Genomic DNA, 18342 nt, shown 5'->3' on the forward strand with positions numbered 1-18342 from the left:
CCGAGGCCCTTGCCGTCACACCCGGGTATAGGCCGGCCCCTCCGGCAGCAGGTGCTTGTCGACGAGCTTGTGCCAGCGCCGCTGTCGATAGCGGAAGATGGCCGTCGCTCCCCTGGCTGCCAGCCCGGTGAGCGGCCCGGCATCGATGTCTATGGAATCGCTGTACCGGCAGCGACCGTCCCCGAGGGGTTGCACATGAAGGGTGTGGTTCCAGGTGCGCAGAATGCCGCCACGCTCGTTGGTGCGCACGGTACGGGTCTTCTCGTCGACCTCGATCACGTGAATGGTGTGTCGGTACAACGGAATCAGATGCAACCCCCACAGCCATGCAGTGCCGATCTCGCCCACCCGCATGGGGTCGGTGCGCCCCGTCAGCGCGGGAATGCCGAACAATCCACGGCACAGATACAGGAAGGTGCCGGCATATCGCATGGCACTCCACACCCGGTCGGCATCGGTGGGAAGTTCAGTTTCCAGATAGACCGTCCTCATCTCATTTCCTTCCATATATGCTGGTCAATGACTATTATGAGTAATTACTCACATAAGCGGTACTCGCTTTTGGGGAAGGTGCCAGCACCATGCTCAACACCCGGCTACAGCCACGCAAGCAGCCACGACAGGACCGCGCAGGGGCCACCCGGCGGCGCATCCTCGACGCGGCTGCTCACGTTTTCGCCGACTTCGGTTACGCCGCCGGGACCACCAATCGCATCGCCGAGCGGGCCGATATCTCGATCGGCTCGCTGTATCAGTACTTCCCCAACAAGGACTCCATCCTCGTCGAGCTGATGACCGCGCACACCGAGGAAGGGTTCGCCCTCATCCAGCGGCATCTGTCTGCGGGACTGCCCAATTCGATCGAAGACACCCTGCGAGTCTTTGTCAGGGCAGCCATCGACAACCATCGCGACAACCCACGGTTGCACCGGGTGCTCTTCGAAGAGGCGCCGCGCCCACCCGAGTTCCTGGCCTTGTTGCATCGGTCGGAAGATGCCGTCGTCGCTGCGGCCGAGACGCTCCTGGCAACACACCCCGAGGTCCGGATAGCCGAAACAGCCATGGCGGCAAGGATGGTGGTGGCGACCATCGAGTCACTGGTACACCGTCTGGTGGCCGGTCCACGACCGGTCGATACGCAACTGTTCGAGGACGAGCTGGTCAACATGTTGACGCGGTACCTGACACACTGAGGGTCAGTGCAAATGATCGGCGATCTGCCCCTGCTCGCCAAACAACAGGGCATTCCACTTCGCGATGAGTTCGGTGTTGTCTACCTCATCGGGGTGAAAATCCTTGCGACTGTAGGACATCAATCGCCGGAACACCTCACGTGAGAAGAACGGCGAACGGAACATCCGGCTAACACTCGGAAAGAAGATCCTGGGGTTGTAGAAGTCCCGATCCCGAAACAGCGAGATGAACGACGCACATGCGGCAAGGGTGAAGAACCCAAATGTGGTGAACCACATGACGGATACCCGCATACGGTTGGTTCCGCCGATGGCCTGGTAGACGTCGAACGCCACCGTGCGATGCTCAGATTCCTCCAGCGCGTGCCACAGCAGCATGGAACGCACCTCTCCCTCACCCAGCATGTCCAAGGCCCGCTGATCTGTCAGCAAGGTCTCGGCGAGAATCGCGGTGTAATGCTCCAGCGCGGCTGTCATCGCAAGGCAGTACCGGGGAGACGAGAAGCGTGAGCGCGTTTCCAGAACCCTGCGGGTCGCCCGGTCGACAAACGCGGTCGGATAACCCATCTGCTGCAGCCGCTCGTTGAGATCGCGGTGCTCGCGGCTATGCGTGGCTTCCTGCCCGATGAAGCCTGCCACCTGCTTCTTGAGCACAGGATCGGTCAGCTGGTCGGCAACCGCGCGCACCGAACGAATCATGAACGCCTCCCCCTCGGGGAAGGCCGCCGAAAGCACCGACACCACATGACTCATGCCCAGGTCGTCCTGCACATAGTGACGGCGCAGGGAACCGGCCGGATAACGAAACCTGATCCGTCTGGTCCTGATCTCCCGCTCCACCATCACCTCGGCTAGTGCAGATGGCCGGTCAGCTGTCCGTTCTCCCCGAAGAGCTCGGCATGCCATTTCTCGATCAGTTCGGAATTGTCGGAGTCGTTGGGATGGAATCCCGGACGGTTGTACTCGCCGATGCGGCGACGTACCTCACGACTCAGGAACGGCAAGTGCCGCAACGCCGCAATGCTTTTCACCAAGCGAACCGGGTTGTAGGCGGCCTTATCACGCAGCAGCGAGATCACCGTCTCGAAGAATGTGGTGTAGATGAACGCGATGGTGGTGCGGCGCATCACCCAGATGCGTAGCCGCTCGCTACCACCGACTGCGCGGTACACATCGAAGGTCACGCACCGGTGCTCGGCTTCCTCGAAGGCATGCCACAGCAGCATGGAACGCACCTCGCCCTCACCCAGCATGTCCAAGGCACGCTGATCGGTCAGCAAGGTCTCGGCAAGGACCGCGGTGTAATGCTCCAACGCGGCCGTGACGGCCAAGGTGTAGATCGGCGGGTAATTCCGGGTCTGGAAGTTGAAAATCCGCCGAGCCAGCCGCTCCACGAACGCGGTGGGATAGCCCATCTCCTGCAGGCGCTCGTTGAGTTCGCGATGTTCACGCCCGTGTGTCATCTCCTGGCCGATGAATCCGGCCACCTGCTTTTTGAGCTCAGGATCGGTGATCTGGTCCGAGTAACGCCGGACCGACCGGATGAAGAACTCCTCGCCCTCCGGAAACACCGCCGACAGCATCGCCATCATGTGGCTAGACACCAGGTCACCTTGTACAAAATGACGATCCAGCGAACCAGGTTGGTAGCGAAACTTGATACGGCGGGTCTTGATCGGCCTGTCCATACTCAGCTTCCCACTACCCCGCAATGACTGATTTCGGTCGGCATCGCCGACGCGCTCAGGGTACCGCAATCCGCTGATATTCCGAGGATTCCGGGCTTGACATATACCTATATCGGTATATGTTTCCTTCATGGCCCGCACCCCCACGACCGCCGATGCGTTCAACGCGATCGCCGAGGCCGGCCGTCGCGACCTTCTCAGTGCCATCGGCACCGGCGAGGTCACGGTGAACGATCTGGTGGCGCGGACCAGGATGGGTCAGCCACAGGTGTCGAAGCATCTGGGCGTGCTCCGCGCCGTCGATCTGGTGCGGGTGCGCTCACATGGACGGCACCGCTTCTATCGGGTCAACGGTGCGGCTCTGCGGCCCGTCCACGACTGGGTGACCGCGTTTGAACGCACCTGGAACGAGCGTCTCAACCGGCTCGACGACCTACTCACCGAACTACAGGAGGAAACCCCATGAGCAGTCGGTATGGCAGCGCCACCGTCGAACTTCCCTCGGATACAACGATTCTCATCACCCGATCATTTGACGCGCCCGCCGCACTGGTCTTTCGAACGCTCACCGAGCCCGATCTGGTCAAGCGCTGGTGGGGATTCGAGACCGCGCACTGGCAGGTCTGCGATATCGATCTGCGAGTAGGTGGCACATGGCGGTATGTAGTCAGCCAACCGTGCGAATCCGCGCCAGACATGGAGGTCGGGTTCCACGGCGAGTACCACGAGATCGACAGACCCCACCGATTGGTCAATACCGAGGTCTACGAGGGGATGCCCGATGCCTCGGCCCTGGTGTCCACCACCCTGGACGAGGTCGACGGGGTCACCACCATGCGGGTCTTGGTACAGCACAGCTGCAAGGAGCACCGGGACGGACACATCGAGTCCGGCATGGAGGTGGGCATGCAGATCAGCTACAACCGCATCGAGGATCTGCTGGCTGACGTGAAATAGCACGCCCACGGCAGGTGTTGCAGCCACGGTGACCAACGAATTCACCTTCGAATACATCGCCACCAACCCACAGTGGGTCGACGAGCAGATCGAGATCTACGAATCCAGCGGCGGCGTCGAGGGCACCACGTTAGAGGGCATCCCCGTCGTGATCTTGTACACCGTCGGCGCGAAATCGGGACAGATCCGCAAGGCGCCGCTCATGCGTGTGGAACACGAGGGCGTGTACCTCGCGGTCGGCTCGATCGGCGGCGCACCGAAGAACCCCGCCTGGGTCGCGAATCTGCGTGCCAATCCGGTCTTCGAGCTGCGCGACGGCGAAAACGTGCAGACCGTCCGTGCCGAAGAAATCTCGGACGACGCCGAGCGTGCGAACTGGTGGGAACGTGCCGTGGCGGCCTTCCCGCCCTACGCCGAGTACACGAAGCGCACCACGCGGGTGTTCCCGCTGTTCACCCTCACTCCGGTGAGTTAGCGGCCGCCTTCTTACGTTCGATATCGGCCAGCGCCTCGGCCAGCTGAGCTCGTTGCGCGGCCGAGGCGTCCCACGCCACCTTGCGGTTCTTGACGACCCGGGCCGGGGCACCGACCGCAATCGAGTAGTCCGGAATGACACCCTTGACCACGGCGTGAGCGCCGAGCACGCAGCCGCGGCCGACGATCGTGTCCCGCAGGATCGTCACCTTGGTGGCGATCCAGGTATCCGGCCCGATGCGCACCGGGGACTTGATGATGCCCTGGTCCTTGATCGGATAGGTGATGTCTTCCATCCGATGGTCGAAATCGCACACATAGCACCAGTCGGCCATCAGGGCGGAGTCACCGAACTCGATATCGATGTAGGCGTTGACGACGTTGTCCTTACCGAACACCACCTTGTCGCCCAGCCGCAGTGACCCCTCGTGGGCGCGCAACGAGTTTCCATCGCCGATGTGCACCCACCGGCCGATCTCCATCCGGGCCAGCTCTGGTGTGCAGTGGATCTCGACGTTCTTGCCCAGGAACAGCATGCCGCGCGTGACGATGTGCGGATTGGAGAGCTTGAACTTGAGCAGCCGCCAGTACCGCACCAGGTACCACGGTGTGTATGCCTTGTTCGCGATCACCCATCGCAGTGAGGCCTTGGTCAGGAATTTGGCCTGTGCCGGGTCGCGCAGGCGCTGTCCGCGCCACCGCTTGTGCAGGGGAGCGCCCCACATCGTCGTCATGGCCGCACAGCCTACGGGACGCGGCAGAGCGCGCACGCTACCCTGCGATGGGCCGGACCGCCCCCTAAGGAAGGAGTGTCTCACCGTGCTTTCCCGGGCACGAGTACTCGCGAGCATGGTCTTCGCGACACTCCTCACCGTTACCGGATGCTCCGGCGATGATTCCTGGATCAACATCAAAGCGGCGCCAGGCTGGTCCGCAAGCTACGCCGACGCGCACAACAGCAGCTACACGCCCACCGAGGGCGCTCGCGAACTGACCCTGGAGTGGAGCCGGAACACCAAGGGCCAGATAGGCAGTGCCGCGGCAATCGGCATCGACAACTTCATCGCGGTCAGTGCCGACACCCCTGCCGGTTGCACGCTCATGGAGTGGGAGAACAACAAGGCCGCGCGCCAGCGCTGGTGCACCCGGATGATCACCGGCAGCCCATGGTCGGGACCGCTCGCCGACGGCTACAACAACATCTACATGGGCCAGCCCGGCGCCGTGGTGTCGTTTCCCCCCACCCAGTGGATCCGGTGGCGCAAGCCAGTAATCGGCGCACCCACCACACCCAAGATCGTCGAGCCCGGACGGCTCCTCATCGTCACGCACCTCGGTCAGATACTGATCTTCAATGCGCAGCGCGGTGAGGTCGTGGGCACCCCCATGGATCTGCTCGAAGGTGTCGATCCGACCGATCCGCGGCGCGGCCTGGGTGACTGCGAAGCGGCCGGACCGCAATGTCCGGTATCCGCCTCCCCCGCCTACGACCCGGAAACCGGCACCATCGTCACCACGCTGTGGCAGCCAGGAAAACCCGTACCCGTGCTGCTGGGAATCACGTACGACGCCGACGGCCACATCACCCTGAAACACAAGTGGGCCAACAAGATCATTGACGAAGGCGTGATCGGCTCCCCGGTGATGTCTCAGGATGGCGAAACGGTCTACATCAATGACCGCAAGGGTTCGCTCCACGCGATGCATACCTTCGATGGCAGCCAGAAATGGTCGCTGCCCTTGGGATTCAACGCCGTCACACCGCCCTCCGTCGCACCGGACGGAACCATCATCGCCGGAACCGGCGACAAGGCCACCCTGGTGGCCATCAAAGACTCCGGTAGCAAGGGTGAAATCGCCTGGCGTCGCGACGACCTCGTTCCGCTCTCGACATCCAGCCAGGCCGCCGGAAACGTCGGTTATGCCGTGGTCAAGGACGGAGACAAGGGCCTGGCGCTGGTGGTGTTCAACACCCCGGACGGAGCCACCATCAACCGCTATCCGCTACCCGATGCCGCCGGAGTCCCGGTCGGCATCTCGATTGGACCGGATCAGCGCGTGATCGTCACGCTGAGCGAGGGCCAGGTGTACGGGTTCCGCCCGGGGACCTAGCCGCACAGACGAATACTCTTGCGTCACTACCTATCCGGGTGATGACGACCGAGAGCGCCACACCGCCTCGCAACTTCATCCTGGTGCGCAGCACCGCGGGGTCAACGTCTACCCCGCGCACGGTGATCTCGACAGAACCGCAGTCTCGTGCGGCGAGCGCCTGGCGCAGCCGTTTCTCGCTGTACGCCAGCGCGTCGAGCACCCGGTAGCCCTGCACACCGGCGGGCACCGAATCCCCCGACAGGTACGCGATGCGGGGATCCAACTGCCACAACCCATGCCGCGCAGCGTATTGCCGCACCAGGCCCGCACGCACCACCGCACCATCGGGGTCGATGATCCACTCGCCCGCCTCGGCGAGTGCACAGTCATCGGGATCGGCATCTGTCAGCTGGAAGCCGTCGCCGGCCGTCGAGAGCACCGTGGCGCGCCTGCGCGCCCGTGCCAACCCCGCCGACCACAGACACGCCTCCCGAACGCCGCCATCAAGGGAAACAACCTCGATCTCGCCATCGAATCCGGTCTGTTCCCGTAGATCGGTGAAGTCCAGTCCCGGCGCACATTTGACGACCAGGTCGCGATCCGCGTATGTCCGCAGCACCAGGTCCAGAGGCGGCGAGTATGCCGAGGGGTCGAACCGCCGGCGCCCGCCGGAGCGGCGCCCCGGATCGGCAATCACCACGTCGGCGCGACTGGAAGGTGCCAGCGCATCTGCCTGACAGATCAGAACTCGCCTGCCAATGTTGTGACGTGCCATCGCCGTTCGCACCGGATCGATATCGCTGCCGATGACCGTCGCGGCGACACCGTCGAGGGCGGCCAGCTCGGCCCCGACCGAACAGGTGACATCGTGAACCACCCGATCGGCCAGCCGCTCGGCGCGATGCCGCGCCACTGCCGCAGGTGTCGCCTGCTGTAGCGCGTCATCGGTAAACAGCCAATCCTGTACATCGCCCAGCTTGGCCGCCGCCTTACGGCGCAGCTGCACCGTCTGCGCCAAAACTGCCGCGCGGTTACCGAATTCGGTACGCAGAGCCGCCGTATCGGCCACCAGGGTGCCCGCTGAGAACGTGTACGCCGATGCCCGTGCGAGATCCGCACTGCCTGCCTCCGACGACAGATATGCAACGTCGGAAGGCTCGAACACCGGCGGGAATTCGAGGGATTAGGAGGACTTGAGCCCTGTGATCATCACGTTGTAGTACCAGCCCTTCGGCACCACGTGACGCCACACGTTCTCGTCGACCCAGCTGAGCGCCTTCCAACCGCCGAACGCGAACTTCGCCCAGCCCCAGCCCAACTTGCCGGGCGGCACCGTCGACTCGAACGTGCGCACAGGCCAGCCCAGCATGGCGGCCGTGAATTCCTCGCTGGCGGTTCGCACCGCGACAGCCCCGGCGTTGGTGGCCATCTTCTCCAGGTCTGCAGGATCAAAGGTGTGCAGGTCAACCACCCATTCGAGGGCGGCAGCGCGCGAGTTCTCGTCGAGCTCCTCCTGCGGACGCCGCCAACTCTCCAGTCCGGGCAGCTTCATCGCCTGGACCGTGGCCTTCCAGGTCAGATTCGCCAGCGCGCGGGCGTAGAGGTTGCCGACCGTGGTGGGCTCCCCGGCGAAGATGAACCGTCCACCCGGCTTGAGCACCCGCAGCACCTCACGCAGCGACAGCTCGACATCGGGAATGTGGTGCAGCACGGCATGGCCCACCACCAAATCGAAGGTGTTGTCGTCATAAGGAATCCGCTCGGCGTCGGCGACCCGGCCGTCGACGTCCAGACCCAGCTCCTTGCCGGTACGCGTGGCGACCTTGACCATGCCCGGCGACAGGTCGGTGACCGAGCCACGGCGCGCGACACCCGACTGCATCAGGTTCAGCAAGAAGAAGCCGGTGCCACAGCCCAGCTCCAGGGCACGGTCGTAGGGCAGCTCGCGCTGGTCCTCGACGGGCACGATGGCGTCGAACCGGCCGCGCGCGTAGTCGATGCAGCGCTGGTCATAGGAGATGGACCACTTCTCGTCGTAGGTCTCTGCCTCCCAGTCGTGGTACAGGATCTGGGCGAGTTTGTTGTCCTCAAAAGCAGCAGCGACCTGCTCCGCAGTGGCCTTGGTCGTCGGCTCCGAAATCTCCGTCATGGCCGTCAGCCTAACGCCTGGTTAGGCTCCCCTGAACCGGGCCGTCCCTGGGCCGATCTCCAGCTGAGCAGCCACCCCGTCCACGCGGTCCTGTGTCGCGAACACCTGGCAAAACAGCTCGCGTTCCCTGTCCAGTCCCCCGGCCAACGGACTGTCGAAGCCGTGGTCGATGGCCTGTTTGGCGGCGGCGAGTGCCACGGGCGGCCCGTCGACAAAGCGCCGGGCCCACGCTGCCGCCTCGGTGTAGACGTCGTCGGGTGCCACCATCTGGTCCAGGAGCCCCATCCGCAGGGCCTCCTTGGCGCCAACCAGGCGGCCACTGAACACCATTTCCTTGGCCCGGCTCAGCCCCACAACGCGCGCCAACCGCACCGTGCCGCCGCCACCCGGGATCATGCTCGCCAGGATCTCGGGCGAACCGACCTTGGCGTTGTCCCCGGCGATCCGCCAGTCGGCTGCCAGTGCCAGCTCCAGGCCGCTACCCAAGGCGTACCCCGTGATGGCGGCGATTGTCGGTTTGGCCAGCTCCGCCACCGCGGTCAGCGCGGCCTGCCGGTCACCGGCGCTGCGCGACATCTCCTCGGCGGTCAACTCCGATAGTTCATCCAAATCATCGCCAGTGCAAAAGATTTCGTGCCCGCCGTAGACAATGACGACCCGGATGTCTTCGCGTGCGTTCGCCTCGGCCGCAGCCAGCGCCAGTTCGCGGTACATCTGGCGGGTAAGGGCATTGGTGGGCGGACGCGACAGTGCGATGGTGCCGATGCCGGGGTATTCGGGCGCGGTGCGCACCGACACGAATTCGGGTTCGGTCACGTCAGCTCCGTCCCGGTCACCTCGGGGATCTCCACGGCGCCCTGCCGGGCCGCCTCGTAGCGGTCCACATCGGCGAATTGGACGAACCATCGGCCGTCCTGCTCGGTCAAGATCGGCATGATCGGCGCGATCTCCCGCACGGAAGCCAGCACGTCCGCGACCGTCGCACCGGACGAGGACACGGCGTCGAGCTGGGACCAGGTCGGCGGAAGCAAGAAACTGCGCCGTTCGGTAAAGGCCGAGATCGCGGCCCCGGGGGTCTGCCATCCCGAGGCGACCGCCTCGGTGTTGTCGCCGTCGGCATCCTGTCCCGAGGGCAATGCCGCGACGAAGAAGAAGGTGTCGTAGCGACGCGGTTCTGCCTCCGGAGTGATCCAGTTGGCCCACGGCCGCAGCAAGTCTGCCCGCAGAAGCAAGCCCTCGCGCTGCAGGAACTCCGCAAAGGACAGGGACTTGTCCGACAGATCCTTGCGCGCCTGGTGATAGACCGCCGCGTCCTCGACGATCGAGGTATCCGAGGTGCCCGCGAACAACACACCGCATTCCTCGAAGGTCTCGCGCGCGGCCGCGCACACCAGTGCCGATGCCAGCTCGGGTGTCACGCCGAATTGTTCGGCCCACCACGTGACATCCGGGCCCACCCACGGCACATCCGCCCGCAGATCCCGCGAGTCCACCCCGCCGCCCGGGAAGACCGTCATGCCCCCGGCGAAGGCCATGGCGTTATCGCGACGCATCAGAAAGGCCTCGACACCGACGGCGCCGTCACGTATGAGTACGACAGTCGCCGCCGGCTTCGGCGGCGCTGGATCGTTGGGGGTAGATGTCACTACTGCCTCCTGGAATGTGCGGCGCGGGGCCGGGCGCGTCGCGCGAAGTAACGCCCATCGATCATCTCAACCACGATCGACTGCCCAAACGCGCGGGACAAATTCTCACTGGTCATCACATCCGCCAACAGACCCTGAGCGACAATCCCTCCCTCGGACAGCAACAACGCGTGACTGAAACCCGGTGGGATCTCCTCCACGTGGTGAGTCACCAAAACCATCGCGGGCGCGTCCGGATCAGCCGCGAGCTCACCCAGCCGCGCCACAAGTTCCTCACGCCCACCCAGGTCCAGCCCGGCCGCCGGCTCGTCGAGGAGTAGCAATTCGGGATCGGTCATGAGCGCACGCGCGATGAGCACCCTCTTGCGCTCTCCCTCGGAGAGCGTGCCGTACGTGCGTTCTGCCAGATGCTCGGCGCCCAGCGTCTCAAGCATGTCGATGGCGCGCGCCGTATCGATCTCCTCGTACTCCTCGCGCCAGCGCCCCAGCACCGCATAGCCGGCCGATACCACCAGATCACGCACTACTTCGTCATCCGGTATCCGCTGCGCAAGCGCGGCCGAGCTCAGTCCGATTCGCGCCTTGAGCTCGGAAACATCAACACGGCCCAACCGCTCGCCGAGGATCACGGCCTCCCCCGATGACGGGTGCTCCATGGCCGCCGCGATCCGCAGCAACGATGTCTTCCCGGCACCGTTGGGGCCGAGAACCACCCACCGTTCGTCAAGCTCGACCGACCAGGTAACCGGGCCTACCAACACCTTGCGATTGCGGCGCAGCAGCACATCGCGGAAATCGAGCAGAAGGTCCGGATCAATTTCGGCCACGGGGCCATCGTGCCGCATCGAGCCCGGCAAGCGGCGAGCGGGAGCCATCTCGCGGGCCGTCCTGACCATGCGCCCAGACCTCTATCGCGTATCCTCATCCATACGTCAGCAAGCTCGGAAGGAATTCTAGGCAACCATATGACAAACGATCTTGATCCGGATCCCTACCTGGACACGGTGCACAACATCGGGCTTGCTAACCATCGACTGATCGCACAGCTCGATGCCGAGGCATGCCGCATTCAGCAACGTGCAGCTCATGGCGAGGATCGATCATGGGTATGGGATGACCTCAAGGCATGGCGTCGCCGAGTGGACGCCTTCCAGTCTCAGCTGCGTCGCGATACGACGGCTCTCGGCCGCCTGATCGATGCCAACCGGCGAATTCAAGGATCGGACAGTCCGGAAGATAGTCGCACATCAAAACTTGATTCGTCGGCTGAGAGCAACCGCAATGCCCTCTATCCGTTCAAGGACTCCCGAGCGCAAGAGGAATTCGTCGCCAGACTTAACCGGGTGTTCGCGGTGCTGCATACACCGGGCCGCGGCCCCTACTCCAACAGCGAATTCCTTGTGTTCATGCGCACTGGCGGCACCGTGGTCTCGGCGCCTTATCTGTCACAGCTGCGCAATGGGCAGCGAGGACGCCCTTCACTGCAGGCACTGGAGAGCATCGCGCACGCTTTCCGCATCGATGTCCGTTACTTCACAGATAGTGGCTACGCGGACGAGCTGGATGCCGATCTGACCACCCTTGAACTCGCCCAGAACCCAGTGGTGTCCGAGTTGACATCCAAACTGCTCGACCTCCCGGAAGCGGTTCGCAATCAGTTGTTTGCCGATGCCGAGTCACTCGACCGGCACAGTCAAGCCGCCACATCCTGAGGTGATTTCGACGGCTCCGCGCACGCGGCGTTCTCACGCTGCGTGCTCAACACCACGCCCCAGCCGCTGACGGCCAGCAGCCGCCGTGGCAGCAGCCGCAACACCACCTGAATGAGGGGGCCGATACCTAGCGCGTAGAGCACGGTCCCCACCCCGACGTTGCCGCCGAGCAGCCAGCCCGTCCCCACCACGATGACCTCGATGGTGGTTCTGATCAGCCGCACAGACCGACCGGTGCGATGAACCAGTCCAGTTGTCAGTCCATCACGAGGCCCCGGGCCCAGCCCAGCGCCGACATAAAGCACCGTGGCAATCGCGTTCAGCAATACACCGCCGACCAGGAACGCCACCCGCACAGCCATCGCCGAGGGCGCGGACAACCAGGCCAATGTGGAATCAACGGCGACGGCGATGACAACAATATTGGCGATCGTCCCCACACCAGGCTTGTTGCGCAACGGAATCCACGCGAGAAGCACCACAACACCGGTCACCGCCGAGGCCAGCCCAATGCTCATTCCGGTCCGCAGGGAGAGCCCCTGATGGAACACGTCCCACGGGTCCAGCCCGAGGCCCGCCCGCACCATCAGTGCCATCGAGACCCCGTACAGATACAGACCCACCAACAGCGCGGTACCGCGCGCACTCCATCCAATCCATTTCCCGGTCACCACATGATTTTCTGAGCCAACTGGCTTGTCTTTCAATAGCCAGTTGAGTCACACTGGCTTTTATGTCCGATCGTGTGGTCGTTGCAGACACCCTGGCCCGTCACCTCGGCCAATGGCGCACGGCAGGGTCTGCCGGACCCGCCTACGGAGCGTTGGCGGATGCGATCCGGCTTCTCGTCATCGACGGACGCCTGCCCCTGGGGGCCCGCATCCCCAGCGAACGAGCATTGGCAAGTGCCCTGCACGTCAGCCGCACCACCGTCACCGCCGCGTACGCAGAACTGCGCGAGAGCGGATATCTGCGCGGCCGCCAGGGCGCGCGCAGCACTACCGCCCTGCCCGGACCCGACCGATCACCCTCGGCCACCACGGGATTGGCAACCCCGATGATCGATCTGCAAAACGCGGCGACCGCAGCGCCGGCGGCCGCGGTACTGGACGCCTACCAGGTGGCCCTGACCAAGCTGCCGACCCATCTTCGGGGAATCGGCCATGAGCTGGTGGGCATTCCAGAACTGCGCCCTCGTATCGCCGAGCACTTCTCACGACGCGGGCTGCCTACTACCGAGGATCAGATCATGGTGACCTGCGGCGCCCAGCAGGCCATCGCCTTGCTCCTCGGCGCCTTCGTGGAGCCCGGCGACCGGGTCCTGGTGGAGCAGCCGACGTACCACGGCGCACTCGATGCGATCACCCAGCGTGGCGGGCGCCCGGTTCCGGTACCGATGCACACCCACGAGCGCGAATCCGGCTGGGATATGACCGGCATGGAGACCACCATCCGCCAAACGGCCCCCAACCTGGCCTACCTGGTGCTGGACAACCACAATCCCACCGGTCTCACGATGCCGCTTGCGCAGCGAAAGACGTTGGCGGACATAATATCCCAGACTCGAACCCGCACCGTTGTCGATGAGTCACTTGTCGGTGCCTGGCACGAGGCCTCGACCCCCGCGCCCATGGCTTCGCTGGTGGCCCGGCCCGATCTGGTGGTCACCATCGGGTCGATGTCGAAGTCGTTCTGGGGCGGCATGCGCGTCGGCTGGGTCCGTGCCGACCGCACCACGGTCGCCCGGCTCGCGGCAGTGCGCTCCGCCATGGACACGGGCACGCCGATCCTGGAGCAGTTGGCCGCCGCCGAGCTTCTGGAACACGCGGACGAGGTGGAGGCCGTGCAGCGGGCGACCCTGCGCGCACGGCGCGCCCTGGTATTGGCCGAGCTGCGTCGTCGGCTCCCCGATTGGGAGCTACAGGAAGCCGAAGGCGGACTGTGCATCTGGGCCCGGTTGCCCGCCCCAATGAGTACCGCACTCGCCGCCGCTGCCGCGCGCCTCGGGGTTCGTATCGCCGCCGGCCCGCGGTTCGGTGTCGGCGGCTCGCTGGAACGATTCGTGCGGGTGCCCTTCACCCAGCATGACGATCAGTTGATACGCGGTGTGGAGCTGCTGGCCCAGGCCTGGCACACCGTGACCGGTGCACTGCCGCTTTCCGACTCGGCGATGGTGGGCTGAGGCCCGATCCGGCAGCGGCTAGTCGTCCGGGATATCGACGCGACGCACGCCACCGTCGACGGCATCCGCTGCCTCGATCTCGGCGCGGGTGATACCGAGGATGAAGAGCACCACATCCAGATACGGCTGGCTCACCGACGCGTCGGCCACCTTCCGCAGCGCGGGTTTGGCGTTGAAGGCCACGCCGAGCCCGGCCGCCGAAAGCATGTCGATATCGTTCGCACCGTCTCCGACGGCCACCGTTTGCGCCAGCGGAACACCTGCCTCATAGGCGAATTGGCGCAATGCCTTGGCCTTGCCGGGGCGGTCAACCACCTCCCCGATCACCCGGCCGGTGAGCTTGCCGTCGACGATCTCCAAGACATTGGCCGCCACGAAGTCCAGGGCCAGTTCATGGGCCAGCGGCTCGATCACCTGACGGAATCCACCCGACACCACACCGCAGGAGTAGCCCAGCCGACGCAGAGTCCGGATGGTGGTACGCGCGCCCGGCGTGAGCACCAATTCGTCGGCGACATCGTCGAGTACCGACTCGGGAAGCCCGGCGAGTGTGGCGACCCGCTGGTGCAGCGACTCGGCGAAGTCGAGTTCCCCACGCATAGCGGCCTCGGTGATCGCGGCGACCTGCTCGCGCGCGCCGGCCCGATCGGCCAGCATCTCGATGACCTCACCCTGGACAAGGGTCGAATCCACGTCAAAAACGATGAGCCGCTTGGCCCGCCGGTCCAGACTGCTGTGCTCGACGGCGATATCCACCGGCTCGTCGGCGGCCACCTGGGCCATCGCGGTGTGCAGGTCGACATCGGTCAGCTGAGCTTGCGGGACGGTGACGCGCAGTTCCAGGCCGGTCACCGGGTAGTCGGCGATACCCCGGATGAGGTCGATGTTGATGCCGAGACCGGCCAGCCCGCGGGCGACCGCGCCGAAAGCGCGCGCCGTGACCGGCCTCCCGAGCACCACGATGGTGTGCGTCGACGGATCTTTAATCACCGAACTGTCCCCACCGAATTCGACGTCGACATCGAATCCGAGGGTATGCATGGCCTCTTCGAGCTCGTCCTGCAGCGCCTCAACAGCTTCGCTGCGACCCTGTGCCTTGACGAGGACACCGAGCGTGAGCCTGCCGCGAATGACAACCTGTTCGACATTCAGCAGCTCGACACCGTGGCGGGACAGCACCCCCATCAGCACCGAGGTGACGCCGGGTTTATCGGCCCCGGTGACGGTGATCAGAACCGTGACGCGGTCACTCACAGCTGCGTATCGCGGCCGTTATTTATGGCCGCCACCCACATGTGCCTCAGCGCGCATGCGCTCGGACATGTGCGGGTAGTGCAGCTCGAATGCCGGGCGCTCCGAACGGATTCGGGGCAGCTCGGAGAAGTTGTGCCGCGGCGGCGGGCAGCTGGTGGCCCACTCCAGGGAGTTGCCGTAGCCCCACGGGTCGTCGACCGTGACAACCTCGCCGTACCGGTAGCTCTTGAACACGTTCCACAGGAACGGCAGGGTCGAGGCACCCAGGATGAAGGCACCGACCGTCGAGAACGAGTTCAGGAAGGTGAAGCCGTCGGTGGGCAGGTAGTCGGCGTAACGACGCGGCATGCCCTGGTTACCCAGCCAGTGCTGCACCAGGAACGTGGAGTGGAATCCGATGAAGGTCAGCCAGAAGTGGAACTTACCGAGGCGCTCGTCGAGCAGGCGGCCGGTCATCTTCGGGAACCAGAAGTAGATACCGGCGTACGTCGCGAACACGATGGTGCCGAAGAGCACGTAGTGGAAGTGCGCGATCACGAAGTACGAGTCGGTGACGTGGAAGTCCACAGGGGGCATGGCCAGCAGCACGCCGGTCAGACCACCGAAGAGGAAGGTGACCAGGAAGCCCACCGAGAAGATCATCGGGGTTTCGAAGGTCAGCTGGCCCTTCCACATGGTGCCGATCCAGTTGAAGAACTTGATGCCCGTCGGGACGGCGATCAGGAACGTCATGAAGGAGAAGAACGGCAGCAGCACGGCGCCGGTGGCGTACATGTGGTGCGCCCACACCGCGATGGACAGCGCCGCGATACCGAGCGTCGCGTAGATCAGCGTGGTGTAACCGAAGATCGGCTTGCGGCTGAACACCGGGAAGATCTCCGAGACGATGCCGAAGAACGGCAGCGCGATGATGTACACCTCGGGGTGTCCGAAGAACCAGAACAGGTGCTGCCACAGCAGGACACCGCCGTTGGCGGGATCGAAGACGTGTGCGCCGAGGTGGCGGTCGGCCGCCAGACCGAACAGCGCCGCTGTCAGCAGCGGGAAGGCCAGCAGCACCAGCACGCTGGTCACCAGGATGTTCCAGGTGAAGATCGGCATCCGGAACATGGTCATACCGGGGGCGCGCATACACACGACCGTGGTGATCATGTTGACCGCACCGAGGATGGTGCCCAGACCACCGACGGCCAGACCCATGATCCACAGATCAGCACCGGCACCCGGCGAGTGGATGGCGTCGGTCAACGGGGTGTAGGCGGTCCAGCCGAAGTCGGCGGCGCCGCCGGGGGTGATGAAGCCGGCGATACCGATCATGGCGCCGAACAGGAACAGCCAGAAGGAGAAGGCGTTCAACCGCGGGAAGGCGACGTCGGGGGCGCCGATCTGCAACGGCAGCACCACGTTCGCGAAGCCGAACACGATGGGCGTCGCGTAGAACAGCAGCATCACGGTGCCGTGCATGGTGAACAGCTGGTTGAACTGCTCGTTGGACAGGAACTGCAGACCCGGCACGGCCAACTCGGCGCGCATGAACAGCGCCATCAAGCCGCCGATGAGGAAGAACGCGAAGCACGCGACCAGGTACATGATGCCGATCAGCTTGTGATCGGTGGTCGTGATCAAGCGATAGATCAGAGTGCCCCGCGCGCCCGTGCGGGGCGGGAACGGGCGGCTGGCCTGCAATCCACCAATGGGGGGTGCTTCGGCGGTCACGGCTCCTCCGATTCCTCGTAGCGCGCAGTCGTTCCAGTGACTGCATGTCTGGGGTGAATCCTAGCCCGCGCCACCCCCGATCGCGGAGCGGGTCCTACAGAGAGTCGTACTTAGGGTTGATTACCATCCGCGCGGACGTGGTCACCGGGCCCTGCCGCGGTCCTACCCGCGTGTTCACGACCCCGCGCGGTAAGTTCAACCGGGTGCAGACAGTGAGGTTCTGGGGCGCTGCCGTGATATCGGCGGCACTGGCGGCGACGGTGGCCGGCTGTACCGAGAAACCCACCAACGAGACCGCGAGCACCGTGGTCACCAGTACGACGAGGATTGCCGGCGCGGGCGTGTTGGGTAATGAGCGCAAGCCCGACGAGTCCTGCGCCAAGGATCCGGCGGCCCTCGACCCCGCCGCGCCACGCGAGGTGAGGCACGCACAGGGCGAAACCGAGGTACCCGAAGACCCCAAGCGGATTGTGGTCCTTGACGGCGGCGCCATCGACACCCTGTGTGCGCTCGGGCTGCAGGATCGCATCGTCGGGGTCGGGTTGACTGACCGCGCGACCTCTCCCCCGTCATACCTGGGCACGACGGTCCACGACCTGCCGTCGATCGGCCCGATGGCATCTCCAGACCTGGCCAAGATCGGCGCCGCCAAGCCGGATCTCATCCTGAGCTCCAATGGGGAGCAGAATTCCTACCTCGACCTGAGCGCCATCGCTCCCACCGTGATCGTGTCGGGACACGATCTGGCCGAGCACGTCCGGCTGGTAGGTAAGGCGACCCGCCGGACCGCGGAGACCGACAAACTGTGGTCGGATTTCGTCGACGCCGCCAAGAAGGTGGGCCGCGAGAACGACACCGCACACTTCCAGGCCTCGATCGTCCAGTTCACCGATCAGACGGTGCGGGTATACGGGGCCAACAACTTCCCGGCATCGGTGCTCGCCACAGCGGGATTGGATCGTCCTGCCACCCAACGGTTTAGCGATACCCCCTTCATCGAGATCGACACCGACGACTTCTCGGCCGCCGAGGGCGACATCGTCTACGTCTCGTTCACCAGCCCGTCGGCCAAGGATCGCGCCGCCCGGATTTTCAGCACCAAGCCCTGGATGGCGCTCGGCGCCACCCGCGACCACCGGGTGTTCGCGGTCAACAACGAGATCTGGCAGACCGGGGATGGAATTGTCGCGGCGCGCGGGATTCTCGATGACTTGCAGTTCGTCAACCGACCCATCAACTAGATCCCCGGTCGCCCGGCCCGCGCCCGTCGCTGCACG

The 18342-nt window shown here is 64.6% G+C and carries 20 protein-coding genes; 8 read left to right on the plus strand and 12 right to left on the minus strand.

Features of this window, described 5'->3' with window-relative positions; genetic code table 11:
* Nucleotides 1-15: 15 nt before the first annotated feature.
* Nucleotides 16-492, minus strand: coding sequence for a hypothetical protein (locus BB28_RS16710; protein WP_046255919.1), 477 nt, complete (start codon nt 490-492; stop codon nt 16-18).
* 89 nt (nt 493-581) lie between these two features.
* On the opposite strand from BB28_RS16710, the gene BB28_RS16715 reads away from it, so the two are divergent.
* Nucleotides 582-1193 carry a TetR/AcrR family transcriptional regulator gene (locus BB28_RS16715; protein WP_046254305.1) on the plus strand — a complete coding sequence of 204 codons (612 nt, stop codon included), beginning with the start codon at nt 582-584 and terminating at the stop codon, nt 1191-1193.
* Between the two features lie 3 nt (nt 1194-1196).
* Here the strand turns inward: BB28_RS16715 and BB28_RS16720 are convergent, their stop codons facing one another.
* Together BB28_RS16720 and BB28_RS16725 are read right to left on the minus strand one after the other, a co-directional pair.
* Nucleotides 1197-2033, minus strand: coding sequence for a metal-dependent hydrolase (locus BB28_RS16720; protein ID WP_046255920.1), 837 nt, complete (start codon nt 2031-2033; stop codon nt 1197-1199).
* Between the two features lie 11 nt (nt 2034-2044).
* Entirely contained in the window at nt 2045-2881 is an 837-nt protein-coding gene (locus BB28_RS16725) for a metal-dependent hydrolase (protein ID WP_030097129.1), read from the minus strand.
* Between the two features lie 130 nt (nt 2882-3011).
* Here BB28_RS16725 and BB28_RS16730 point away from each other — a divergent pair, with 130 nt between their 5' ends.
* The 3 genes from BB28_RS16730 to BB28_RS16740 are packed head-to-tail and all read left to right on the plus strand — an operon-like array spanning nt 3012 to nt 4313.
* Nucleotides 3012-3347, plus strand: coding sequence for an ArsR/SmtB family transcription factor (locus tag BB28_RS16730; protein ID WP_030097128.1), 336 nt, complete (start codon nt 3012-3014; stop codon nt 3345-3347).
* A complete protein-coding gene (locus BB28_RS16735) occupies nt 3344-3838 on the plus strand; it encodes an SRPBCC family protein (protein WP_046254306.1) in 495 nt (164 codons plus the stop codon). Before BB28_RS16730 ends, BB28_RS16735 begins: the two co-directional genes overlap by 4 nt.
* A 28-nt stretch (nt 3839-3866) precedes the next feature.
* A complete protein-coding gene (locus tag BB28_RS16740; protein WP_046254307.1) occupies nt 3867-4313 on the plus strand; it encodes a nitroreductase family deazaflavin-dependent oxidoreductase in 447 nt (148 codons plus the stop codon).
* On the opposite strand, the gene BB28_RS16745 is transcribed toward BB28_RS16740, so the two are convergent.
* Nucleotides 4297-5046, minus strand: a complete 750-nt coding sequence (locus BB28_RS16745) for an acyltransferase (protein WP_046254308.1) — start codon at nt 5044-5046, stop codon at nt 4297-4299. The genes BB28_RS16740 and BB28_RS16745 overlap by 17 nt on opposite strands.
* 85 nt (nt 5047-5131) lie before the next feature.
* Here BB28_RS16745 and BB28_RS16750 point away from each other — a divergent pair, with 85 nt between their 5' ends.
* A complete protein-coding gene (locus BB28_RS16750) occupies nt 5132-6424 on the plus strand; it encodes an outer membrane protein assembly factor BamB (protein WP_046254309.1) in 1293 nt (430 codons plus the stop codon).
* On the opposite strand, the gene BB28_RS16755 is transcribed toward BB28_RS16750, so the two are convergent.
* From BB28_RS16755 to BB28_RS16775, 5 genes are read right to left on the minus strand one after another with little or no spacing between them, the layout of a single operon-like run.
* On the minus strand, nt 6378-7571 hold the full coding sequence (locus BB28_RS16755) for a THUMP-like domain-containing protein (RefSeq protein ID WP_046254310.1): 1194 nt from the start codon (nt 7569-7571) through the stop codon (nt 6378-6380). The genes BB28_RS16750 and BB28_RS16755 overlap by 47 nt on opposite strands.
* An 18-nt stretch (nt 7572-7589) precedes the next feature.
* The gene (locus BB28_RS16760) at nt 7590-8555 is read right to left on the minus strand and encodes a class I SAM-dependent methyltransferase (protein ID WP_046254311.1); all 966 of its coding nucleotides are present in this window, start codon (nt 8553-8555) and stop codon (nt 7590-7592) included.
* A 21-nt stretch (nt 8556-8576) separates the two neighbouring features.
* On the minus strand, nt 8577-9371 hold the full coding sequence (locus BB28_RS16765) for an enoyl-CoA hydratase (RefSeq protein ID WP_046254312.1): 795 nt from the start codon (nt 9369-9371) through the stop codon (nt 8577-8579).
* Nucleotides 9368-10201, minus strand: a complete 834-nt coding sequence (locus BB28_RS16770) for an NUDIX hydrolase (RefSeq protein WP_046254313.1) — start codon at nt 10199-10201, stop codon at nt 9368-9370. The genes BB28_RS16765 and BB28_RS16770 overlap by 4 nt, the downstream gene beginning before the upstream one ends.
* Entirely contained in the window at nt 10201-11046 is an 846-nt protein-coding gene (locus tag BB28_RS16775; RefSeq protein WP_046254314.1) for an ABC transporter ATP-binding protein, read from the minus strand. The genes BB28_RS16770 and BB28_RS16775 overlap by 1 nt, the downstream gene beginning before the upstream one ends.
* A 120-nt stretch (nt 11047-11166) precedes the next feature.
* Here BB28_RS16775 and BB28_RS16780 point away from each other — a divergent pair, with 120 nt between their 5' ends.
* The gene (locus BB28_RS16780) at nt 11167-11913 is read left to right on the plus strand and encodes a helix-turn-helix transcriptional regulator (RefSeq protein ID WP_046254315.1); all 747 of its coding nucleotides are present in this window, start codon (nt 11167-11169) and stop codon (nt 11911-11913) included.
* Here the strand turns inward: BB28_RS16780 and yczE are convergent.
* Complete coding sequence (gene yczE, locus BB28_RS16785; RefSeq protein ID WP_046255921.1) at nt 11895-12584, minus strand: membrane protein YczE; 690 nt, start codon at nt 12582-12584, stop codon at nt 11895-11897. The two genes, BB28_RS16780 and yczE, sit on opposite strands and share 19 nt — an antisense overlap.
* Nucleotides 12585-12646: 62 nt before the next feature.
* Between yczE and yczR the strand changes: the two genes are divergently transcribed.
* Entirely contained in the window at nt 12647-14095 is a 1449-nt protein-coding gene (yczR, locus tag BB28_RS16790; RefSeq protein WP_046254316.1) for a MocR-like transcription factor YczR, read from the plus strand.
* An 18-nt stretch (nt 14096-14113) separates the two neighbouring features.
* Here the strand turns inward: yczR and serB are convergent, their stop codons facing one another.
* Nucleotides 14114-15349 (minus strand): phosphoserine phosphatase SerB, encoded by a 1236-nt coding sequence (gene serB, locus BB28_RS16795; RefSeq protein WP_046254317.1) that lies wholly within the window; start codon nt 15347-15349, stop codon nt 14114-14116.
* Between the two features lie 18 nt (nt 15350-15367).
* Nucleotides 15368-17065 carry an aa3-type cytochrome oxidase subunit I gene (gene ctaD, locus BB28_RS16800; protein ID WP_030097114.1) on the minus strand — a complete coding sequence of 566 codons (1698 nt, stop codon included), beginning with the start codon at nt 17063-17065 and terminating at the stop codon, nt 15368-15370.
* Between the two features lie 170 nt (nt 17066-17235).
* On the opposite strand from ctaD, the gene BB28_RS16805 reads away from it, so the two are divergent.
* Nucleotides 17236-18306 carry an ABC transporter substrate-binding protein gene (locus BB28_RS16805; RefSeq protein WP_225421946.1) on the plus strand — a complete coding sequence of 357 codons (1071 nt, stop codon included), beginning with the start codon at nt 17236-17238 and terminating at the stop codon, nt 18304-18306.
* The last annotated feature ends 36 nt before the right edge of the window (nt 18307-18342 follow it).

The organism is Mycobacteroides chelonae CCUG 47445 (genome assembly GCF_001632805.1).
In the GTDB taxonomy this organism is placed as follows: Bacteria; Actinomycetota; Actinomycetes; order Mycobacteriales; family Mycobacteriaceae; genus Mycobacterium; species Mycobacterium chelonae.